Source organism: Nitratireductor rhodophyticola (genome assembly GCF_019891355.1).
GTDB lineage: Bacteria > Pseudomonadota > Alphaproteobacteria > Rhizobiales > Rhizobiaceae > Nitratireductor > Nitratireductor rhodophyticola.
Genome location: NZ_JAHSSF010000003.1, coordinates 504,833 through 521,774 on the forward strand (window position 1 = coordinate 504,833; position 16,942 = coordinate 521,774).

The 16,942-nt window shown below is 61.0% G+C and carries 13 protein-coding genes; 9 read left to right on the forward strand and 4 right to left on the reverse strand.

The genetic code is table 11. The features are described from left to right. Positions 1-34: 34 nt before the first annotated feature. On the reverse strand, positions 35-1,351 hold the full coding sequence (locus tag KUG85_RS13465; RefSeq protein WP_223005562.1) for an NAD(P)H-dependent oxidoreductase: 1,317 nt from the start codon (positions 1,349-1,351) through the stop codon (positions 35-37). Positions 1,352-1,688: 337 nt separating this feature from the next. Here KUG85_RS13465 and KUG85_RS13470 point away from each other — a divergent pair, with 337 nt between their 5' ends. Next, complete coding sequence (locus KUG85_RS13470; RefSeq protein WP_025030912.1) at positions 1,689-1,934, forward strand: hypothetical protein; 246 nt, start codon at positions 1,689-1,691, stop codon at positions 1,932-1,934. A gap of 102 nt (positions 1,935-2,036) precedes the next feature. Here the strand turns inward: KUG85_RS13470 and KUG85_RS13475 are convergent, their stop codons facing one another. Continuing rightward, positions 2,037-2,912, reverse strand: a complete 876-nt coding sequence (locus KUG85_RS13475) for a lytic transglycosylase domain-containing protein (RefSeq protein WP_255612885.1) — start codon at positions 2,910-2,912, stop codon at positions 2,037-2,039. Between the two features lie 321 nt (positions 2,913-3,233). On the opposite strand from KUG85_RS13475, the gene KUG85_RS13480 reads away from it, so the two are divergent. From KUG85_RS13480 to KUG85_RS13515, 8 genes are all read left to right on the forward strand, one after another. Beyond that, positions 3,234-5,123 carry a helix-turn-helix transcriptional regulator gene (locus KUG85_RS13480; protein ID WP_223005563.1) on the forward strand — a complete coding sequence of 630 codons (1,890 nt, stop codon included), beginning with the start codon at positions 3,234-3,236 and terminating at the stop codon, positions 5,121-5,123. Between the two features lie 131 nt (positions 5,124-5,254). Beyond that, complete coding sequence (locus KUG85_RS13485) at positions 5,255-6,283, forward strand: ABC transporter permease (RefSeq protein ID WP_065816885.1); 1,029 nt, start codon at positions 5,255-5,257, stop codon at positions 6,281-6,283. Then, entirely contained in the window at positions 6,283-7,158 is an 876-nt protein-coding gene (locus KUG85_RS13490) for an ABC transporter permease (protein ID WP_223005564.1), read from the forward strand. The genes KUG85_RS13485 and KUG85_RS13490 overlap by 1 nt, the downstream gene beginning before the upstream one ends. Positions 7,159-7,160: 2 nt before the next feature. Continuing rightward, positions 7,161-8,840, forward strand: a complete 1,680-nt coding sequence (nikE, locus tag KUG85_RS13495; protein WP_223005565.1) for a nickel ABC transporter ATP-binding protein NikE — start codon at positions 7,161-7,163, stop codon at positions 8,838-8,840. 29 nt (positions 8,841-8,869) lie between these two features. Beyond that, positions 8,870-10,426, forward strand: a complete 1,557-nt coding sequence (locus KUG85_RS13500) for a hydantoinase/oxoprolinase N-terminal domain-containing protein (protein WP_223005566.1) — start codon at positions 8,870-8,872, stop codon at positions 10,424-10,426. Next, positions 10,419-11,537, forward strand: a complete 1,119-nt coding sequence (locus tag KUG85_RS13505) for a DUF917 domain-containing protein (protein WP_223005567.1) — start codon at positions 10,419-10,421, stop codon at positions 11,535-11,537. The genes KUG85_RS13500 and KUG85_RS13505 overlap by 8 nt, the downstream gene beginning before the upstream one ends. Continuing rightward, complete coding sequence (locus KUG85_RS13510) at positions 11,534-12,619, forward strand: DUF917 domain-containing protein (RefSeq protein WP_223005568.1); 1,086 nt, start codon at positions 11,534-11,536, stop codon at positions 12,617-12,619. The genes KUG85_RS13505 and KUG85_RS13510 overlap by 4 nt, the downstream gene beginning before the upstream one ends. A 43-nt stretch (positions 12,620-12,662) precedes the next feature. Beyond that, entirely contained in the window at positions 12,663-14,234 is a 1,572-nt protein-coding gene (locus KUG85_RS13515) for an ABC transporter substrate-binding protein (RefSeq protein ID WP_223005569.1), read from the forward strand. 211 nt (positions 14,235-14,445) lie between these two features. Here the strand turns inward: KUG85_RS13515 and KUG85_RS13520 are convergent, their stop codons facing one another. Together KUG85_RS13520 and KUG85_RS13525 are read right to left on the reverse strand one after the other, a co-directional pair. Continuing rightward, positions 14,446-16,173 (reverse strand): FAD-dependent oxidoreductase, encoded by a 1,728-nt coding sequence (locus KUG85_RS13520; RefSeq protein ID WP_223005570.1) that lies wholly within the window; start codon positions 16,171-16,173, stop codon positions 14,446-14,448. Further along, the gene (locus KUG85_RS13525; protein WP_223005571.1) at positions 16,170-16,931 is read right to left on the reverse strand and encodes an SDR family NAD(P)-dependent oxidoreductase; all 762 of its coding nucleotides are present in this window, start codon (positions 16,929-16,931) and stop codon (positions 16,170-16,172) included. Before KUG85_RS13525 ends, KUG85_RS13520 begins: the two co-directional genes overlap by 4 nt. Between the last annotated feature and the right edge of the window lie 11 nt (positions 16,932-16,942).

The window sequence follows — 16,942 nt, forward strand, 5'->3', positions numbered from 1 at the left end:
TCGTCCCTGTGCGCCCGAACGGGCGCGCGGCGATCTAGCCGTAAACGAGCTTGTCCTGACGCGCGCGCAGCTCGGCGATCTTGGAACCGGCCGGCGGTGCAGCATTCTCGGACGTGATGAGTTCGCCCTTCTTGATGGGTTTGGTGACCTTGCCGCCCTGAAGCAGGCCGCAGGGTATCGCCTTGGAAGCGCGGGCTTCCGGAACCGTCATGATCCACGCGCGGTAGCAATACTCACCAATCGCATCGAGCGTGTCGCCCGGCTGCATGTCTTTCTTGGCGACGGCGCAGACTTCCGCAACCGGCTTGTCCAGCGGCACCATGTCCGGCTTGCCGTAGAGAACGACGCGGGCGCAGGTGAGCGGCACTTCAAGAGAGGTGAGGTGATAGGGACGGTGGAAGGTGAAGTAAGGGCCCTTGCCCATCTTCAGGTCTTCCATGCGTTCGGAAATGCGCGGATGCGACATGTCGGCGACAACGAAGACGCCGGGCGCGACGCCCTTGCCGATGGAGTAATCCACCACGCCAACGCGCGACAGCACACCGCCATCCTTTTGCGGCACCAGCACGGAGGACAATTCGTCCAGCGTCGCCTTGGGGCCATGCATGCCCGGCTTGTCCGGCACGAGGCCGGTGGCGTTGGCAATGGCCGCCATCTCGACCATGGTCTTGGAACCGTCGACGAACTCGACCAGCATGCGCACATTCATGTTTCGGCGCGCTGCTTCCTCGGCATAGTCGTCCGGGATCGCATCGATGTTGAGCGGGTTGTTCTTGCCCTTGCCGGCGGCGACGATGGGATGCCCCATGGCCGAAACGAACTCGATCAGCTCCATGCAGGAGGACGGCTCGTCGCCAGCGCCGAGCGAATAGGTGACGCCCAGGCGGTCGGCTTCGCTCATCAGATAAGCGCCGATGGTGACGTCAGCCTCGACATTCATCATGACGAGGTGCTTGCCATGCTCCATGGCCCGGAGGCCGATTTCAGCACCGACAGCCGGAACGCCGGTCGCGTCGATCACCACGTCGATGAGATCGTTCTCGAGAAGAAGATCGGCATTGTTCGTGACAGCAACTTTGCCGGCTTCCATCGCCGCAGTCATGGCGGACTGGCTGTCCGCTTCCTTCGCGTGGCCTTCTTCCTGATAGGCGATATCCACGGCACGGCTCGCCGCAGGCAGGTTCAGCTCCGAAATGGCGCCGATTTCAATGCCGGGCATATGTGCGACGCGGGTAACGATATCGGTCCCCATTTCGCCCGACCCCACAAGGCCGATGCGGATCGGCTTGCCAGATTTGGCCCGATCCTCGAGATCCCGGGCAAGGCCGGTAAGCGCAACGTTGGCAGACATTTCTGACCACTCTCCCAGATGGACGTTTCCTCGACCCGAGGCTTATTGAACATCTGTTTTGGTGTCAATACGAATGTCCATTCTCGGAGCAACCTGCGCCGATCAGCCGACGCCGCCGCGGGTGCGCGCGCCGAAGCAAGCCTGCCCTGAGGGAAAGTGCAGATCGTAACATTCCAGCATTTGTGAACGCTCTGTTTCAAAATTTCGATCTGACGAAACGAACAGGCACTCCCTAAATGAGGAACCAGCAAGGGAATAATCCCATGCTGATAGTAATATCACATCTTCCTTGACGGAAATGTGAATGGCTTGTTGAAAGCTATCAGGAGTATTGAAAATGAAAACTGTTCTTTCTGCCCTCGTTATTTCTTCCTTCGTTGCCGCCCCCGCTTTTGCTGTTGAGCCTATTAAAGGCAGCATCAACTTTGATGGACCCTCCCAGTCCACACTCAGCAAGACGCCGGTCGGCTCTGTTCTTCAGCACCAATTTACTTCGAACGGAAAAGATTATCTCGAGATTTATGTTGTTGGCGCAGATGGCCGTCCGGAGCTGGTAAGCCGTTCGGCATCGAACAACAGCTAATGCTCGTAAAATCACTTTGACAAAGGCCCGGAAGTTACTCCGGGCCTTTTTCTTTACCGCTTCATTGGTTCCGGTCCGCCGACACTGCTTTGGAAAACCACGCTATCTGTTGCGCAGGACAACGCATGGCAGGCCGCCCCTGCGGAACCGCTGGCAGACCTGAACGGCATCCGGGCGGCTATCCGCACCGATGCGCACTGCATAGATTCCACGCCATCCCCGAGACGAACGGACCCGCGTGATGACCGGCTCGTAGTCTTTTAGAAGCGTCGCATGTCTGCGCAGCACCATCTGCCACAGTCTGATCGCCACATCACGGCGAAAATGCCCCGCAACCTGCACGCCCCATGGCTGCGTATGAACGCTGGTCATAGCCATGACGGCACGCGCTGAGACGGGCAGATCGCGACAGGCCGCATCAAACGTCTTTTCCGGGTGAAGCGGTTCGATGCTGGCGGTCGGCTTACGGTCCGAAAACGTGTCGGCTGGCGCACCGAGGATCGCCATCACATAGTTCTCGGTTTCCAGCGGCAGGAAGCCACCCTTCTCGAGCCAGCGCGACACACGCGCCTCTCCGGCATTGTACGCGGCGGCAGCCAGGCCAAGATTTCCGAATTTTCTCTTCAGTTCCGCCAGATAGGCGGCCGACGCCGGAATGGCCTTCTCGATGTCGAACGCATCGTCCAGTCCCCTCAGGGAGGCGGTTCCCGGCATGAACTGCGCCACCCCTTCAGCCCCTTTCGGGCTCACGGCATTGGGGTTGAAGCGGCTTTCCTTCCAGAGCAGCCTGGCCAGAAATGCGGGCTCAAAGCGGTTTTCCCGGGCATGCGTCTCGACGAGACTGCAGATAGAGGCGATCAGTCTGTCTTTCTCAGTCTCTTCAGACTTCTCCTCCGCACCCGCTTCATGAGCGCCGAGCACAAACAGGCCCAGAATGGCGAAGCACCTCAACCATCGGCAAGGTCGCGCATGTCGCATAAGCCACCCCATTTCTCCAAACGAAACGTAAAACGCACGACAAAGGCAGGCAAGGCCTCTGATATCGAACCGGCGGGTGTCCAACCTGAAATTTGCGGGTGGCATTCCGACCGAAGAGGACCGGAGCCGGGATCTACCCCAAACCGAAGGAAGCCGGTGACCTGCGACTTCACCGGCCGTTGGAGCATGGAATCGACCTGAGAATTCCGGGGGCGCACAGCTATAGCTTCATCTTGCTACCTGCTGTGGATGCGCTTCAACTTTTGAGGCCATTGACACAACCGCTTTGTGGAATCGCGTGTCGAGGCTATACCGCTGTGCATGCGTTCGTCGCTGCCTGATCTCCTCGCCGATCTTGTCAACCTGCTTCCTCAGGACGAGCGGGCACTCGTGTATCGGCTGGCCAAAGGGTATCAGGGGTCTCTTGTCATCACGAGCCGCGAGCGCGGGGCTGCGCGGAGGCTGGCCAGAAAACTCCCTCGCACATTCCGTTACCGTGACGAAGACGGCACGCTTGTCGCCGACCGGAATGTGCTCGCCCAACTTGAGAGCGTCGTTGTGCAGGACGGTGACGAAGCGCTTTCCGGAACCGGGACCTGCGCACAGATCGTGGCCGCGCAGGAACAAGGTGACCATCGGCGCGCGCTTGCGCTGTTCGAGGAGAATGGCGGCGTCTATTTCATTCATTTCCATGGAAACGACGCCTGCCTCGATGTCCTGAACCGGTTCCCCAGGGCAATGGTAGATGCCGAGGAGACACTGACGATGGCGCTCGCCATGCACGCGCTCAAGGCCGGCAACGTAACCCACGCCCGATATCTCATGGTGCAGCATTTCGGCGATGAGATGCACAGTCTTGATACCGTCATATCCAGGCGCGAGAGCTACCCGCTGGCAGTGCGTCAGTTCCGCTTTCTCATGGCGATCTATGAAGACCAGCCCATTCCCAACCATCTTCGTGAAAAGCTGTTCGACATGCTGGCGGAGTTCCCCATCGACGATCATCTGCACCGCGGCAGCTTCTACAATGCAATGCTATCAGTCTGCCTGCAGCGACGGGAACTGAACGAGGCCGAGAACATCGCCAAACGCGCACTCTACCACTATCAGCAGGCGCAGGCGCATCTGCTCGTTTTCTACATCGAACTTCACTGCGTCGTCTTTTCTCTCCAGCGCGGCATGCTTTCGGAAGCCGAGCACCGGGTGCAGGCAGCGCGTGAGGCCCTGGACCGCGTTCCTTTCGAAGTACCGGCCGACAGGCGGCTCATGTCCCTGCTTGAAGGCGTTCTGGCATATGAGAAAGGCGAACCGGATCATCTGGTTCGCTTCGTGGCTGAGGAATTCGACAAATTCGCCTATGGGGAAATCTGGCCGGCGGTGGTTGAGCTTGCGCTCGTCTATTGTTCGCAGGTGGTCAGCCGTCAGGTGGGGCTGGGTGCCGCCATCAGCTTTCTAGACAAATGGCGCGTGCAGGAATGGCGCTCCCGGCGGTTCAACACGGCGATCACCATGCGTGAGGTCGAATTGCTGCAGAATGCCAATCGCTGGCAGGCAGCGGCAGACCGGCTCATGGCTATTCAGTCGCGCATCAACCTGACATGGGTGGAAACAGCGGAAGAGGCACTGTCACGGCTCGTCGATCCGAACGAAATCGAACTTGCCATGGCCTGGCTGCGCCACCTCATGCAGCACCTGCCGCGAAGGCCTCTCCTGCGCGCCCAGGTAGAAGCGCTGCTGCGCAATGAGCATATCGGTGAAAGGGATCGGGGGCGCTTGCGGCTCTGGGCGGCATACCTGGCACGGGTTCACCGCGACATGACCCGTGCTCGCCACCTGTTCGCAGCGCTGCTGGACGAACTTGCCCGCATTGGCGTCGTCACGCATCTGCTCGGCGATATTGGCCTGGTGGATGCGCTGGTGGATGACAAACGGGTGGGGCCACAGGTGATTTCAACCGCCGAGCGACGTGCAATACTGCGCAAACTGCACGGTTTTGCACCGGGACGCGAAACCAACTCAACGGTGCTCACCCCGCAGGAACTGCGAGTGCTGCGGCTGGTGGCCGAAGGCGGCACCAATAAATTCGTTGCCCGACAGCTGCGTCTTTCGGAAGTGACCGTCAAGTTTCACCTCACCAACACCTATCGGAAGATGGGCTGCCGGCGTCGTGCAGAAGCCGTCGCAGCGGCGCGTTCACTCGGGTGGCTTTGAAGCATAAACCTATACCAGATTGATCAAAACCTAGACTCTTGAGGCGTTGCGATAGGACGCCTCGCAGCCGCAGGATACTCCGAATAAAGATCGCACCGACCCAGGTGTGGCGTTTCGGGGATCAAGGCTGCATGCAGGAGAACTATCTCTACACATTCGCCAAACGCATAGCCGGCTTCGTCGGCGTGCTGTTCGTACTTTCGCTGATGATCTTCATCCTTGCACGCGTTGTACCGGGCGACCCCGCGCGTATCGCGCTGGGTCCCAGCGCTTCCCAGGAACAGGTCGATGCGATGCGCACAGAGATGGGCCTGGATCGGCCGCTGTTCGAGCAATATGCGAGTTACGTGACCAATGCTGTGCAGGGTGACCTCGGACGCTCCCTGATTTCGGGCCGTCCCGTCAGCACCGAAATCGCGAGCCTGCTTCCGGCAACGCTGGAACTTGTTCTCGTCACGGTGATCCTGATGGCAGTGCTGGCGATTCCACTGGGCGTCATTACGGCGCGCTATAGAAACACCTGGATCGACAATACGGGGCGGCTGTTCTCCATCGTCGGCGTGACGATGCCCAGCTTTCTCTTCGCCATCCTTCTTCAGCTCTTTGCAGCGTACTTCCTGACCGACTGGCCGATTATCGGCCGGATGAATCATGCCCTTTCCGCCCCCACAGGGCCAACCGGCCTGCTTCTTGTCGATTCGCTGATCCACGGACGTTTCGACGTGTTCGTGGATGCATTTCAGCGCATACTTTTCCCTGCGCTCGCGCTGGCGATGTCCGGCATCGGTCAGATTACCCGCATCACGCGCTCGGCCATGATCGAAAACCAGCGCCGCGATCATGTCCTTACGCTTCAATCCTTTGGTGTTCCTGACCGGGTTATCGTCTTTCGCTACCTTCTAAAGCTGTCTTCCATCGCACCGCTCACGATCATGGGCCTCGAATTCGCTTCGCTTATTGGCAATGCGTTTGTGGTCGAGCTCGTTTTCTCCTGGGGCGGGTTCGCTTCATACGGATTGAACGCCATCCTGCAAAAGGATCTGAATGCCGTGATGGGTGTGGTTCTCCTCTCGGGCCTGTTCTTCATCGTCGCCAACATCGTCATCGACATCATCCTTCTCATGGTCGATCCGCGCCTTCGACTGAAAGGGGCGCGCTGATGACCTCCGGCAGGCCGCCCGAACTCGAAGCTCTCACGCCGCGCTACATGGCGTGGTATCGCTTCACACGCAATCCAACCGCCGTCATCGGGGCATTGATGGTGCTGTCCGTTGTGCTGCTGACGGTGCTCGCACCTTTGATCGTGCCCTATCCCGATCACGTGGGCGCTGCCGTCAATTTCCGCGCCCGCCATGGATCGCCCGACCTGACGCACTGGCTTGGCACCGACAAGGTCGGGCGCGACATCCTGACCCGCGTGATATTCGGCTTCAGGGTTTCCCTTTTGCTGGTCGTCGGCGTTTTGGCGGTGGCTGTTCCCCTTGGTGCGGCGCTTGGCCTTGCGGCCGGCTATTTCGGCGGCTGGACCGAACGGCTGATCAGCGGGCTAACCAATGTCATGCTGGCCATTCCGCCCCTCGTGATGGCACTGGCGATCGGCAATGTGCTGGAGCCCAATCTCGTCAACGCGATGATCGCCATCACGCTCCTTTGGTGGACGTGGCATGCGCGGCTTGTCTATCGCGTTTCCAAATCCATCGCCGCAGAAGACTTTGTCGAGGCAGCGCGGCTTGCCGGTGCAAGTCACTGGCATATCCTGACGCGGGAGATTCTCCCCAATTGCATTTCTGTCATCTCCGTCAAGACGACACTGGACGCTGCATTCGTCATCCTCTTCGGCGCCACGCTTTCCTTTCTGGGCCTGGGAGTGAAACCCCCGACCCCAGACCTCGGCTCCATGGTGGCTGACGGCCGTCAGTTCCTGCCGGAAATGTGGTGGGGCGTTCTGGCTCCCGGCTTCGCCATCTTCTACGCCACCCTCGGCTTCAACCTGCTGGGCGACGGGCTCCGCGACATGTTCGACGTGGAGGTATGACGATGACCGCGCTTCTTGATGTTTCCGGTCTGAATGTTGCCTTCCAGACCTATGGCCGCCGTCACCACGTGTTGCGGGATGTGTCGTTGATGATCCCGCAGGGTGGTCGCGTCGCGCTCATCGGGGAAACGGGGTCGGGAAAATCGGTCACCAGCAAAGCCATCCTTGGAACGTTGCCGCGCAACGCACGGGTGGAAGGCGGATCGATTCATTTTCGTGGCGACGATGTGCTGACAATGCCGGCAGCACGACGTGACGCGCTCAAAGGCACGGCCTTCTCCGTCATCATGCAGGACCCGCTCTCCTCCTTCAATCCGGTCTTCAAGATCGGAAGGCATCTCGATGATGTGCTCTACCATGCGGACCGGCGACTCGGACACAGGACGAGCCCATCGGAACGCCGGAAGCGCATTTTCGAGGTTCTGCGCCGCGTTCAGTTGAATGATCCGGAGCGTATCGTTTCCGCCTATCCATCCCAGCTTTCCGGCGGCATGCGCCAGCGCGTGCTAATCGCACTTTCCCTGCTGCATCAGCCCGAACTTCTGATCGCCGACGAGCCGGGCACCGCGCTCGACGTGACGACGCAGGACGAGATCATGAAGCTGATCAACCGTCTCGTCGACGAAAACGGCCTCTCTCTCCTGATGATCACCCACAATCTCGGCGTCGTGCGGCAGATGGCCGATGATGTCTACGTGATGCGCCATGGTGAAATCGTCGAACACGGAAGGCTGGGCGAACTCTTCTCCAGTCCGCGTCAGGCCTATACGCGTGAACTGCTCGATGCGATCCCGCCGCTGTACGGCGCGAGGGTCGAAGACCAGAAACCTGCGAACGCTGATCCCATAGTGGAGATGCAGGGCATCACCAAGATATTCGAGCAGAAGCCACTGATCGGCCGGCGCACGCGGCACGTTGCCGTATCGGATGTGACACTTTCAGTGCGACGCGGCGAGGTCTTCGGTCTGGCTGGCGAATCCGGTTCAGGCAAGACCACCGTGGCACGCATGATCATGGGGCTCATTGACGCGTCCCGCGGCACCGTCACCGTGGATGGAAAACCGGTCGCCGACGAACGCGGCAGCGAAGCCTTCCGGCGCAAGATCCAGATCGTTTATCAGAACCCGGGCACCTCATTGAATCCGAAACGGACGGTCGGACAAACGCTTACCGTCCCGCTGGCTTTCGCGGGGCTCCGCGGCAAGGCGCTGGAAAGCCGAATCACCGAGCTTCTCGGCCTGGTTGACCTCCCCGCCAGCTATATCGGCAAATATCCGCACGAACTTTCCGGCGGGCAGAAACAGCGCGTGGCCATCGCCCGCGCGCTCGCTGCCGACCCCGAGATCATTGTTCTGGATGAACCGACCTCCGCACTCGACGTCTCGGTCCAGAAGAATGTCATCGCGCTTTTGACACGTCTGCGCGAGGAACTTGGGCTTACCTATCTCTTCATCTCGCACGACCTGTCGCTAATGCGCAATTTCTGCAGCCAGATCGCGATCATGCTGCGAGGCGAGATCGTCGAGGCGGGTGAACCACGCAGGCTCTTCCAGGATCCGCAGCACCCATACACCCGAGCACTTATCGCCGCCGTACCGGTGATCAGCGACGAAGAAGAAGCCCACAAACCCCGCGTGAGCGATGAGGAGCGACGGCGCTACCTCGTCGACACCGCGGCCTGAGAACCGATCAGAAAGGCAGGACCAGAACTATGTATCGTCTAGGGATCGATGTTGGCGGCACGAACACCGATGCGGTGATCATGCAGGGCCGCAATGTGCTTTCCGGCGTCAAGGCCTCGACCACCGAGGACGTCACCTCCGGCGTGCGCGAAGCTATGGAAGCAGCGATATCCAGGGCTGGCGTTGACCGCTCGAAAATCTCCACGGTCATGATCGGCACCACGCATTTCACCAATGCGGTGATCGAACGGAAGCATGTGAACCCTGTAGCTGCCATTCGTCTCGGACTGCCGGCAACCGCCTGCCTGCCCCCGATGGTAGACTGGCCCGGGGATCTGCGCGAGGCAGTCGGCGGACACGGCTATCTGGTGCGCGGTGGTTATGAATTCGATGGACGTGAGCTCGCTGCCCTTGACCTCGAAGAAATCGACCGGATCGCCGACGATATCAATGCAAAGCGTATCGGCGCTGTGGCAATCACATCCGTGTTCGGGCCGATCAATGCGCATATGGAAGAAGAAGCCCGCAAGCGGCTCCTGTTGAAGTGCCCCGACATTCCGGTGGTTCTTTCCAGCGAAATCGGCCGGATCGGCCTTCTGGAGCGCGAAAGCGCTGCCATCATGAATGCAAGCCTGCTTCAGCTCAGCACGCGAACGGTGGAAGCCTTTGCAGGCGCTCTGAAATCGGCCGGTCTCCACTGCCCGTTCTTCATCACGCAGAATGACGGCACGCTGATGGGTGCGGAAACCGTGAAGCGCTTCCCCGTGCTCACCTTCGCATCGGGTCCGACCAATTCCATGCGTGGCGCCGCGTTCCTTACCGGCGTGCGCGACGGCATTGTCGTGGACATCGGCGGCACCACCACCGACATCGGTTCACTTCAGCATGGTTTCCCTCGGCAGGCGGCCACGGTGGTCGATATTGGCGGGGTACGCACGAACTTTCGCATGCCCGACGTATTCTCCATCGGACTGGGCGGCGGGTCGCTCGTGCGCGAGACGGGCGACGGGATCACCGTGGGACCGCAATCTGTCGGCTACCGGATCACGCGAGAAGCCCGCGTCTTTGGCGGCGATACGCTTACCACGACCGATATTGCCGTGGCCCGAGGCGAAGCAAAGGTGGGCGACCCGGCCCGCGTCGCCGGTCTCGACCCGGCTCTGCTGGGAGCAGCCCGCGCCGAAATGACCAGCATGCTGGAGCGAGCCATCGAGCGCACACGTCTTTCTCCGGATCCTGTGCCCGTCATAGCGGTCGGCGGTGGCTCGATTCTGATGCCGGAGCAGATCGGCGACCTGAAGGTCATCCGGCCGGAAAACTTCGCCGTGGCCAATGCCGTTGGAGCTGCCATCGCGCAGATCAGCGGAGAGGTCGACCGCATCTTCTCGCTGGAGAAAGGACTGACGCGCGAAATCTGCCTCAAGCAGGCCGAGGACGAGGCGCGCGAAAAGGCCATCCGCTCCGGTGCCGTTGCCGACACAATCGAGACCATCGAGCGCGAAGATGTGCCACTGGCCTATCTGCCCGGAAATGCGACCCGCATTCACGTCAAGGTCGTCGGCGAGATGGGAGGCCATGATGCTTGATCGTGCAGACGGCAGGTGGCGCCTTGACGAAGAGATGATCGAGGCGCTGGAGATCGGCTCCGGTATTCTCGGCACAGGCGGCGGCGGCAATCCCTATATCGGCAAGTTGCGGGTGCGCCAGGCCCTGCGCGATGGCCATGTCATGGAAATCATCCCCCTGGAAAGCGTCCCCGACGAAGCCCGCATCGTCGCGATGGGTGGTATCGGCGCACCGCTGGTCTCGCATGAACGCATTAAGGAGGGGCGCGAAGGGTTGCGCTGCGTGCGGGCTCTCGAAGAACGGCTTGGCGTCAAGGTAGATGCCATTGCCTGTGAGGAGATCGGTGGCCAGAACTCCATGGAGCCATTGATTGCCGCTGCGGTTGCCGGCCTGCCCGTGGTCGATTGCGACGGTATGGGACGCGCATTTCCGGAAATGCAGATGACCACCTACGCCATCTACGGACACCGCTCGACCCCGAGCGTGATGTGCGATCCCCACGGCAATGTGGTGATCTTCGACCATGCCATATCCGAGCTCTGGCATGAACGAATGGCGCGGGCCTGCGTGGTTTCACAGGGCGGGGCCTCAACGCTGGCAAGCGCGCCGATGTCCGGCGAATTCATCAAGCGTTATGCCATTCCGCATTCCTACAGCAAGGCGATTTCGCTTGGAAACGCGGTTCTTGACGCACGGCGCGAACACCGTGATCCGGTCGAGGCGATCTGTCAGGCCGAGCGTGGTGAGGTGGTGTTCCGCGGCAAGATCGTCGATCTCAAACGTCAACTGGCTGGCGGTTTCGTCCGCGGAGAGGCGATCATCCAGGGTTTCGACAGCTACGAAGGCGACCAGGCTTCCATTCACATTCAGAACGAGTTCCTGATCTTTTCGCGCAACGGGCAGATCGAGGTGATCGTTCCCGACCTGATCGTTGTTCTTGACGCCGATAGCGGCGAGGCCATTTCGACCGAGATGCTGCGCTACGGCCAGCGCGTGGCCGTGCTCGCCCTTCCCTGCCACCCGCTGCTGCGCAGTCCTGAGGCCCTCGATGTTGTCGGCCCGAAGGGGTTCGGCTTCGATGACATTACCTTCAAGCCGATGAATGCGGATGACACGGGAGGGTCAGAATGACATCTTTTTCCGTAACCGCGGACGATATGGACGCCATCGCTCTTGGCGGCGCTTTTCTCGGCACCGGCGGAGGCGGCGACCCCTATATCGGCAAGCTTATGGCCAAGCAGGTTATTGCCCGGCATGGCCCCGTCAATGTCGTTTCGGCCGACGAATTGCCAGATGACGCGCTCTGCATCCCCGTCTGCATGATGGGAGCTCCGACCGTGATGGTCGAGAAACTGCCCAATGGCGAGGAAGCCCGCGAGGCCCTCAGCCAGCTCGAGACCTTTCTGGGCCGCAAGGCCGACGCACTCATCTGCATTGAGGCCGGGGGGCTCAATTCCACCATTCCCTACGCCGTTGCAGCGGCCACTGGCCTTCCGCTGGTGGATGGCGACGGGATGGGGCGGGCATTTCCCGAATTGCAGATGGTGACTTTGACCATACACGGCGTTTCGGCAACGCCCATGGTGCTCGCCGATGACAAGGGCAACAGTTCCGTCATCAACGCGATTTCCAACCGCTGGACCGAAAGGCTGGCGCGTTGCCAGACCGTGGAAATGGGTGGCGCTGCGCTTGTCGCGCTCTATCCCATGAGCGGGGCCGAGGTGAAGCGCAGCATACTTCACGGCACCATGTCGCTGATCAAGGAGATCGGCGAGACGATGGCGGCGGAGCGCAAGGCAAGCCGCAATCCTGCGGCCGCCCTTTTGAAGCGCCTGGACGGCAAGCGCCTGTTTACAGGCCGCGTCGTCGATATCGACCGACGAACCGTCGGGGGCTTTGCCCGCGGCAAGGCTCTGTTCAAGGGGATCGACGAGGACGAGGGACGGTCCTTTGAAGTCGAATTCCAGAACGAGTTCCTGGTCTGCCGCGACGATGATGGCCTGCTGGCTGTCACACCCGATCTGATCTGCGCGCTCGACGCCGATGGCGGCCTTCCCGTCACCACGGAGCAGCTTCGCTACGGGCTGGCGGTCAATATGATCGGGCTTGCCTGTGATCCGCAATGGTCGACCCCCGAGGGGCTTGAGCTCGTTGGGCCCCGATACTTCGGCTACGAGCATGACTACGTGCCGCTGAACCAGATGTCCCGGTGAGAAGGACGCAACATTGATGGAACCAGAGAAGAGGAACAGGACAATGAGACTTTTGAAACATGCGCTGGCCGGTGCGGTTCTCGCTGCCACCACAGCGTTGACTGCGCCGGCTGTGGCTCAGGACAAGCTTTCGCTCGTCGTCAACGTTGTGCAGATTTTCGGTACGGTCGACCCGGCCAAGATCACCGACTACACCGAATATATGGCTGCCGTGAACCTCTATGACGGCCTGACCACAGTGAGCAGCGGCGGCGAGGTGGTTCCTCAGCTCGCCGAAAGCTGGGAGGTGTCGGACGACAACCAGACCTACACGTTCAAGCTGAAGCAGGATGCGACTTTTCAGGACGGCAGCCCGGTGGAAGCCAAGGACGTTGTCTATACCCTGCAGCGCCTTCTTTCGCTGAACGAGGGTCCGGCCTATCTCTTCTCCGATCTTGTCGATCCGGAGAACGTCAAGGCGCTCGATGACCATACGGTGGAGATCCGGATCAACCGCGTCTACGCGCCGTTCATTTCCATCACGCCGCTGATCCTCGTCGTCAACTCCGACGTCATGAAGGAGCAGGACGGCGAATGGGGCGAGGATTATCTTACCGAAAACAGCGCCGGCGCCGGTCCCTACAAACTCAATGGCTGGACCCGTGGCGCCGAAATGATCATGCAACGCTATGAAGACTATCATGCCGGCTGGGCCAGGCAGCGTCCGATTGACGAGCTGCGCTTCGTCGTCACGCGTGACGAGGCCACTGTCCGTGCCCTTGCCCAGCGCGGCGAACTGGGTCTCTCTTCCCAGTATCAAAGCACCGAGACCTACAAGGCCATCGAGGCGCTCGACAATTACAAACTCATTGAGGCGAGCACGGCGACCGGTTTCTATCTCAAGGTCAACAACCAGATCGCACCGACGGACGACGTTCACATCCGCCGCGCCATCGCCTATGCGCTGGACTATGCGACCATCCGCGAGGTGATCTATCCCGGCGGCGAGATGAAGAGCGTTCTTTCCTCGCTGTTCTCCGAAGCGCATCTGGACGAACTGCCCTCCCCCGAATACAGCCTCGAGAAAGCCGCCGAAGAAGTGGCCAAGTCGAAATATGCCGGCGACAAGCCGATCAAGCTCGACCACGCCTACGTCGCCAACACGGCATTCGAGGAGGAGATCGGGCTTCTTTTCAAATCGACGCTGGAGACCATCGGCTTCGAGGTAGACCTTCAGCCCGAACCCTGGAACCGCATCACAGAACTGGCAACGAAGGTGGAGACGACGCCCAACACGGCCCAGGTTTTTTACGGACCAACCTATCCGTCGCCAGACTCAGTGCTTTTCGTACAATACCACTCGCGCGCGGCGGGAACCTGGTCCTCGATGTCCTGGGTCGAGGATCCCGAGATCGACGCCATGATAGACAAGTCGCGCGCGACGGTCGACGAAGCGGCGCGCAACGCGATCTACAAGGACATTCAGGCTCGCCTGCACGAAAACGTGGCGGAAATCCCGCTCCTCACACAGCTCAAGCGCATGGCCGCCCACTCCTGCCTCCAAGGCTATGCGGAAGTCCCCATGCAGAGCTGGGATTACGACTTTTCGCGCATGTGGTGGGCCTGCGAAGGCTGATAAGGCCTTCCGCGCATTCGGAGGACGATCTGCGACTGCTACAGGGTCCTGATTGAATGGCCCGGGTACCAGACCCTTGCCGCCTGCAGCTCCTGCGCAAGCGGGTTGTTCAGGGCAGGCTGGAGCCGCTCTTGCACTTCGGGCGGCTCCATTCGAGCGATTCCGGGAAAAACGAAAACGCTATAGCGGGAAGAACGTCGAAGTTAGCGGATCAGGAAATGGGGCGTTGCCTCGAGCCGGCCGCAGCGTGTCTTCCGACGATGTAGCCAAAAGTGAGCGCCGGGCCGAGTGTGATACCGGCACCGGGATAGGCTCCGGCCATGATTGAGTTCATGTCGTTGCCGCAGGCATAGAGACCGGCGATGGGCACCGCATTTCCATCCAGCACCTGCCCATGGGCATTCGTCGACAGGCCGGTGCTCGTTCCGATGTCGCCGGCAAACAGTTCAATGGCGTAATAGGGGGCGGTGTCGAGCGGACGCAGGCATGGATTGGGGTGGTTCTCGGGATCGCCCAGATAGGTCTGGTATTCGGTCGAGCCCTTGCCGAAGGCGGGGTCAGAGCCCGCTCCAGCGGCGGCGTTGAAAGTCTCGGCGGTCTCGGTCAGGACCGCCGGCGGCACGCCAATTCGCTCCGCGAGCTCGGCGAATGTGCGCCCGCGCTTGAGATATCCTGAGCGCAGGTGCGAACCAATGGGCGCGGGGAACGGCCTCACAGCACCGAAACCGTAGCGTCTGAGCGCCCGGTGATCGCAGACAAGCCAGACCGAATGGTGGCCGGTAGCGATCATCGCCTGGACGAAGTCGTGATAGGATAGCGCCTCGTTGGCGAACCGTCTGCCGTCCTGGCCGACGGCGATCACGCCGGGCTTTGCGCGATCAAGGAAGAGATGCGGGAATGGCCGCGCGCACCCGTCTCCCGGCAACAGGGAGACCGGCGCCCAGAAGGCGGCGTTGCTATTGGTCTCGACCAGCGCCGCGCCGACGCCGAGCGCTGCATCGATGGCGTCGCCAGTGCTGGCCTCGGGAGACATGGAATAGTGGGGTGCCCCGGCGCTTACATGCGGCATGATCCCCCGCCTTTTGCGGATATTCTGCGGAAAGCCGCCGGTGGCGAGAACGACACCGCCGCGCGCGCTGATTATGCGCTCTTCCCCCTGGTGGGCAACACGCACGCCCTGCACGGCATCACCGTCGTGCACGAGACTGACGAGCGCAGTCTCGAGATGCACCGGGATACCCAGTTCGATCACCGTTTCGGCAAGGCGCCCGGCAAGAGCCTGGCCGAGCACCAGCCGGGTGCCACGCTTGTAGGAAAGACGGTCGCGCGCGTGACGTGCGAGCAGGCGCAGCGCGTAGAGCGCCGATTTCACCGAACGGGTCATCTTGAGGAAATGGCCTATATCGATGCGGTTGAGCATCATGCCGCCAAAAACCGTGAAATCGCCGATCGGTGGACGCAGCCTTTCGAGATGGGCTCCCAGCCGACGCCCGTCATAATCGCGCGCATCAATCACGCGTCCGCCAAGCGCAGCCCCCGGCAGATCCGAATGATAGTCCGGCGAATAAGCGCGGTGCTCGAACTGCAGCGCGGTATTCTCCTCGAAGAAGCGCACCATCTCCGGACCGGCATCGAGGAAGGCATGGACCAGCTCGGCATTCATGCGATTCCCGGTTTCCGAGGCCAGATAGGCGAAGGCGGCCTCTTTGCTGTCGGTCATGCCGGCGTCACGCATTTTTGGATTGTCGGGAATCCAGATAGCGCCGCCAGACACGGCCGTCGAACCGCCATAGTGCGACGATTTCTCGACGATGGCGACGTCCAGCCCACCGAGCCGCGCGGTGATGGCGGCTGCCATGCCGGCCGCACCGGAGCCGACAACGATCAGGTCATAACCCTCTGCAAACCCCGCTGCGGACGCTGCCCGGTTACCGCTCATGCAGCGTCTCCCTGGCGCGGATAGCGCCCGACAGCCCAGCCGCCGTCGACACGCAGTGTTGCGCCAGTGATGAAGGCGGCCTCGTCACTGGCGAGAAAGGCGACCGCCTGGGCGACATCGCCCGGCAGCCCGACCCGACGCAGCGGCGCCTGCTCTACGAAAATATGCCTTCGCCAGGCCTCCCTCCGAATGCGCTCCGCCGTAAGCGGCGTTTCGATCAGACCGGGCGCGACAGCGTTGACACGGATGTTTTCCGGGCCGAAATCGGTCGCCATCTGACGCGTCAGCCCATCGACCGCCGCCTTGCTGGTGGAATAGCCGGCACTGCCGGTGGCGCCAACGATTGCATAGATGGAAGCGATATTGACGATGGTCCCACCGCCGCTCTGACGCATTGCCGAAACAGCGAATTTGCTCAGCGAAAACAGGGCCAGCACGTTGATCTCGAAATAGCGGCGAAAATTCTCCTCGCCGGTCTCGTCGGCCCGCCCGCCGCCACCGATGCCGGCATTGTTTACGAGGATCGACAGCGGACGCCCCTCCAGCTTTTGCCGCAACGTGTCGGGCAACGCGGGATCTGTAACATCCGCCGTCACCGTGTCGATGTCGGCACCAAGTCGGGCCAGGCCCGCTGTGTCGCGGTCGACGGCCAGCACCTGGGCGCCCTGACTGCTCATGAGCTCTGCGATGGCGAAGCCGATACCCGAGCCGGCACCGGTAACGATGGCGGTTTTGCCGGCAAAGCGGCTGGTGTTCATGATTGATCTCC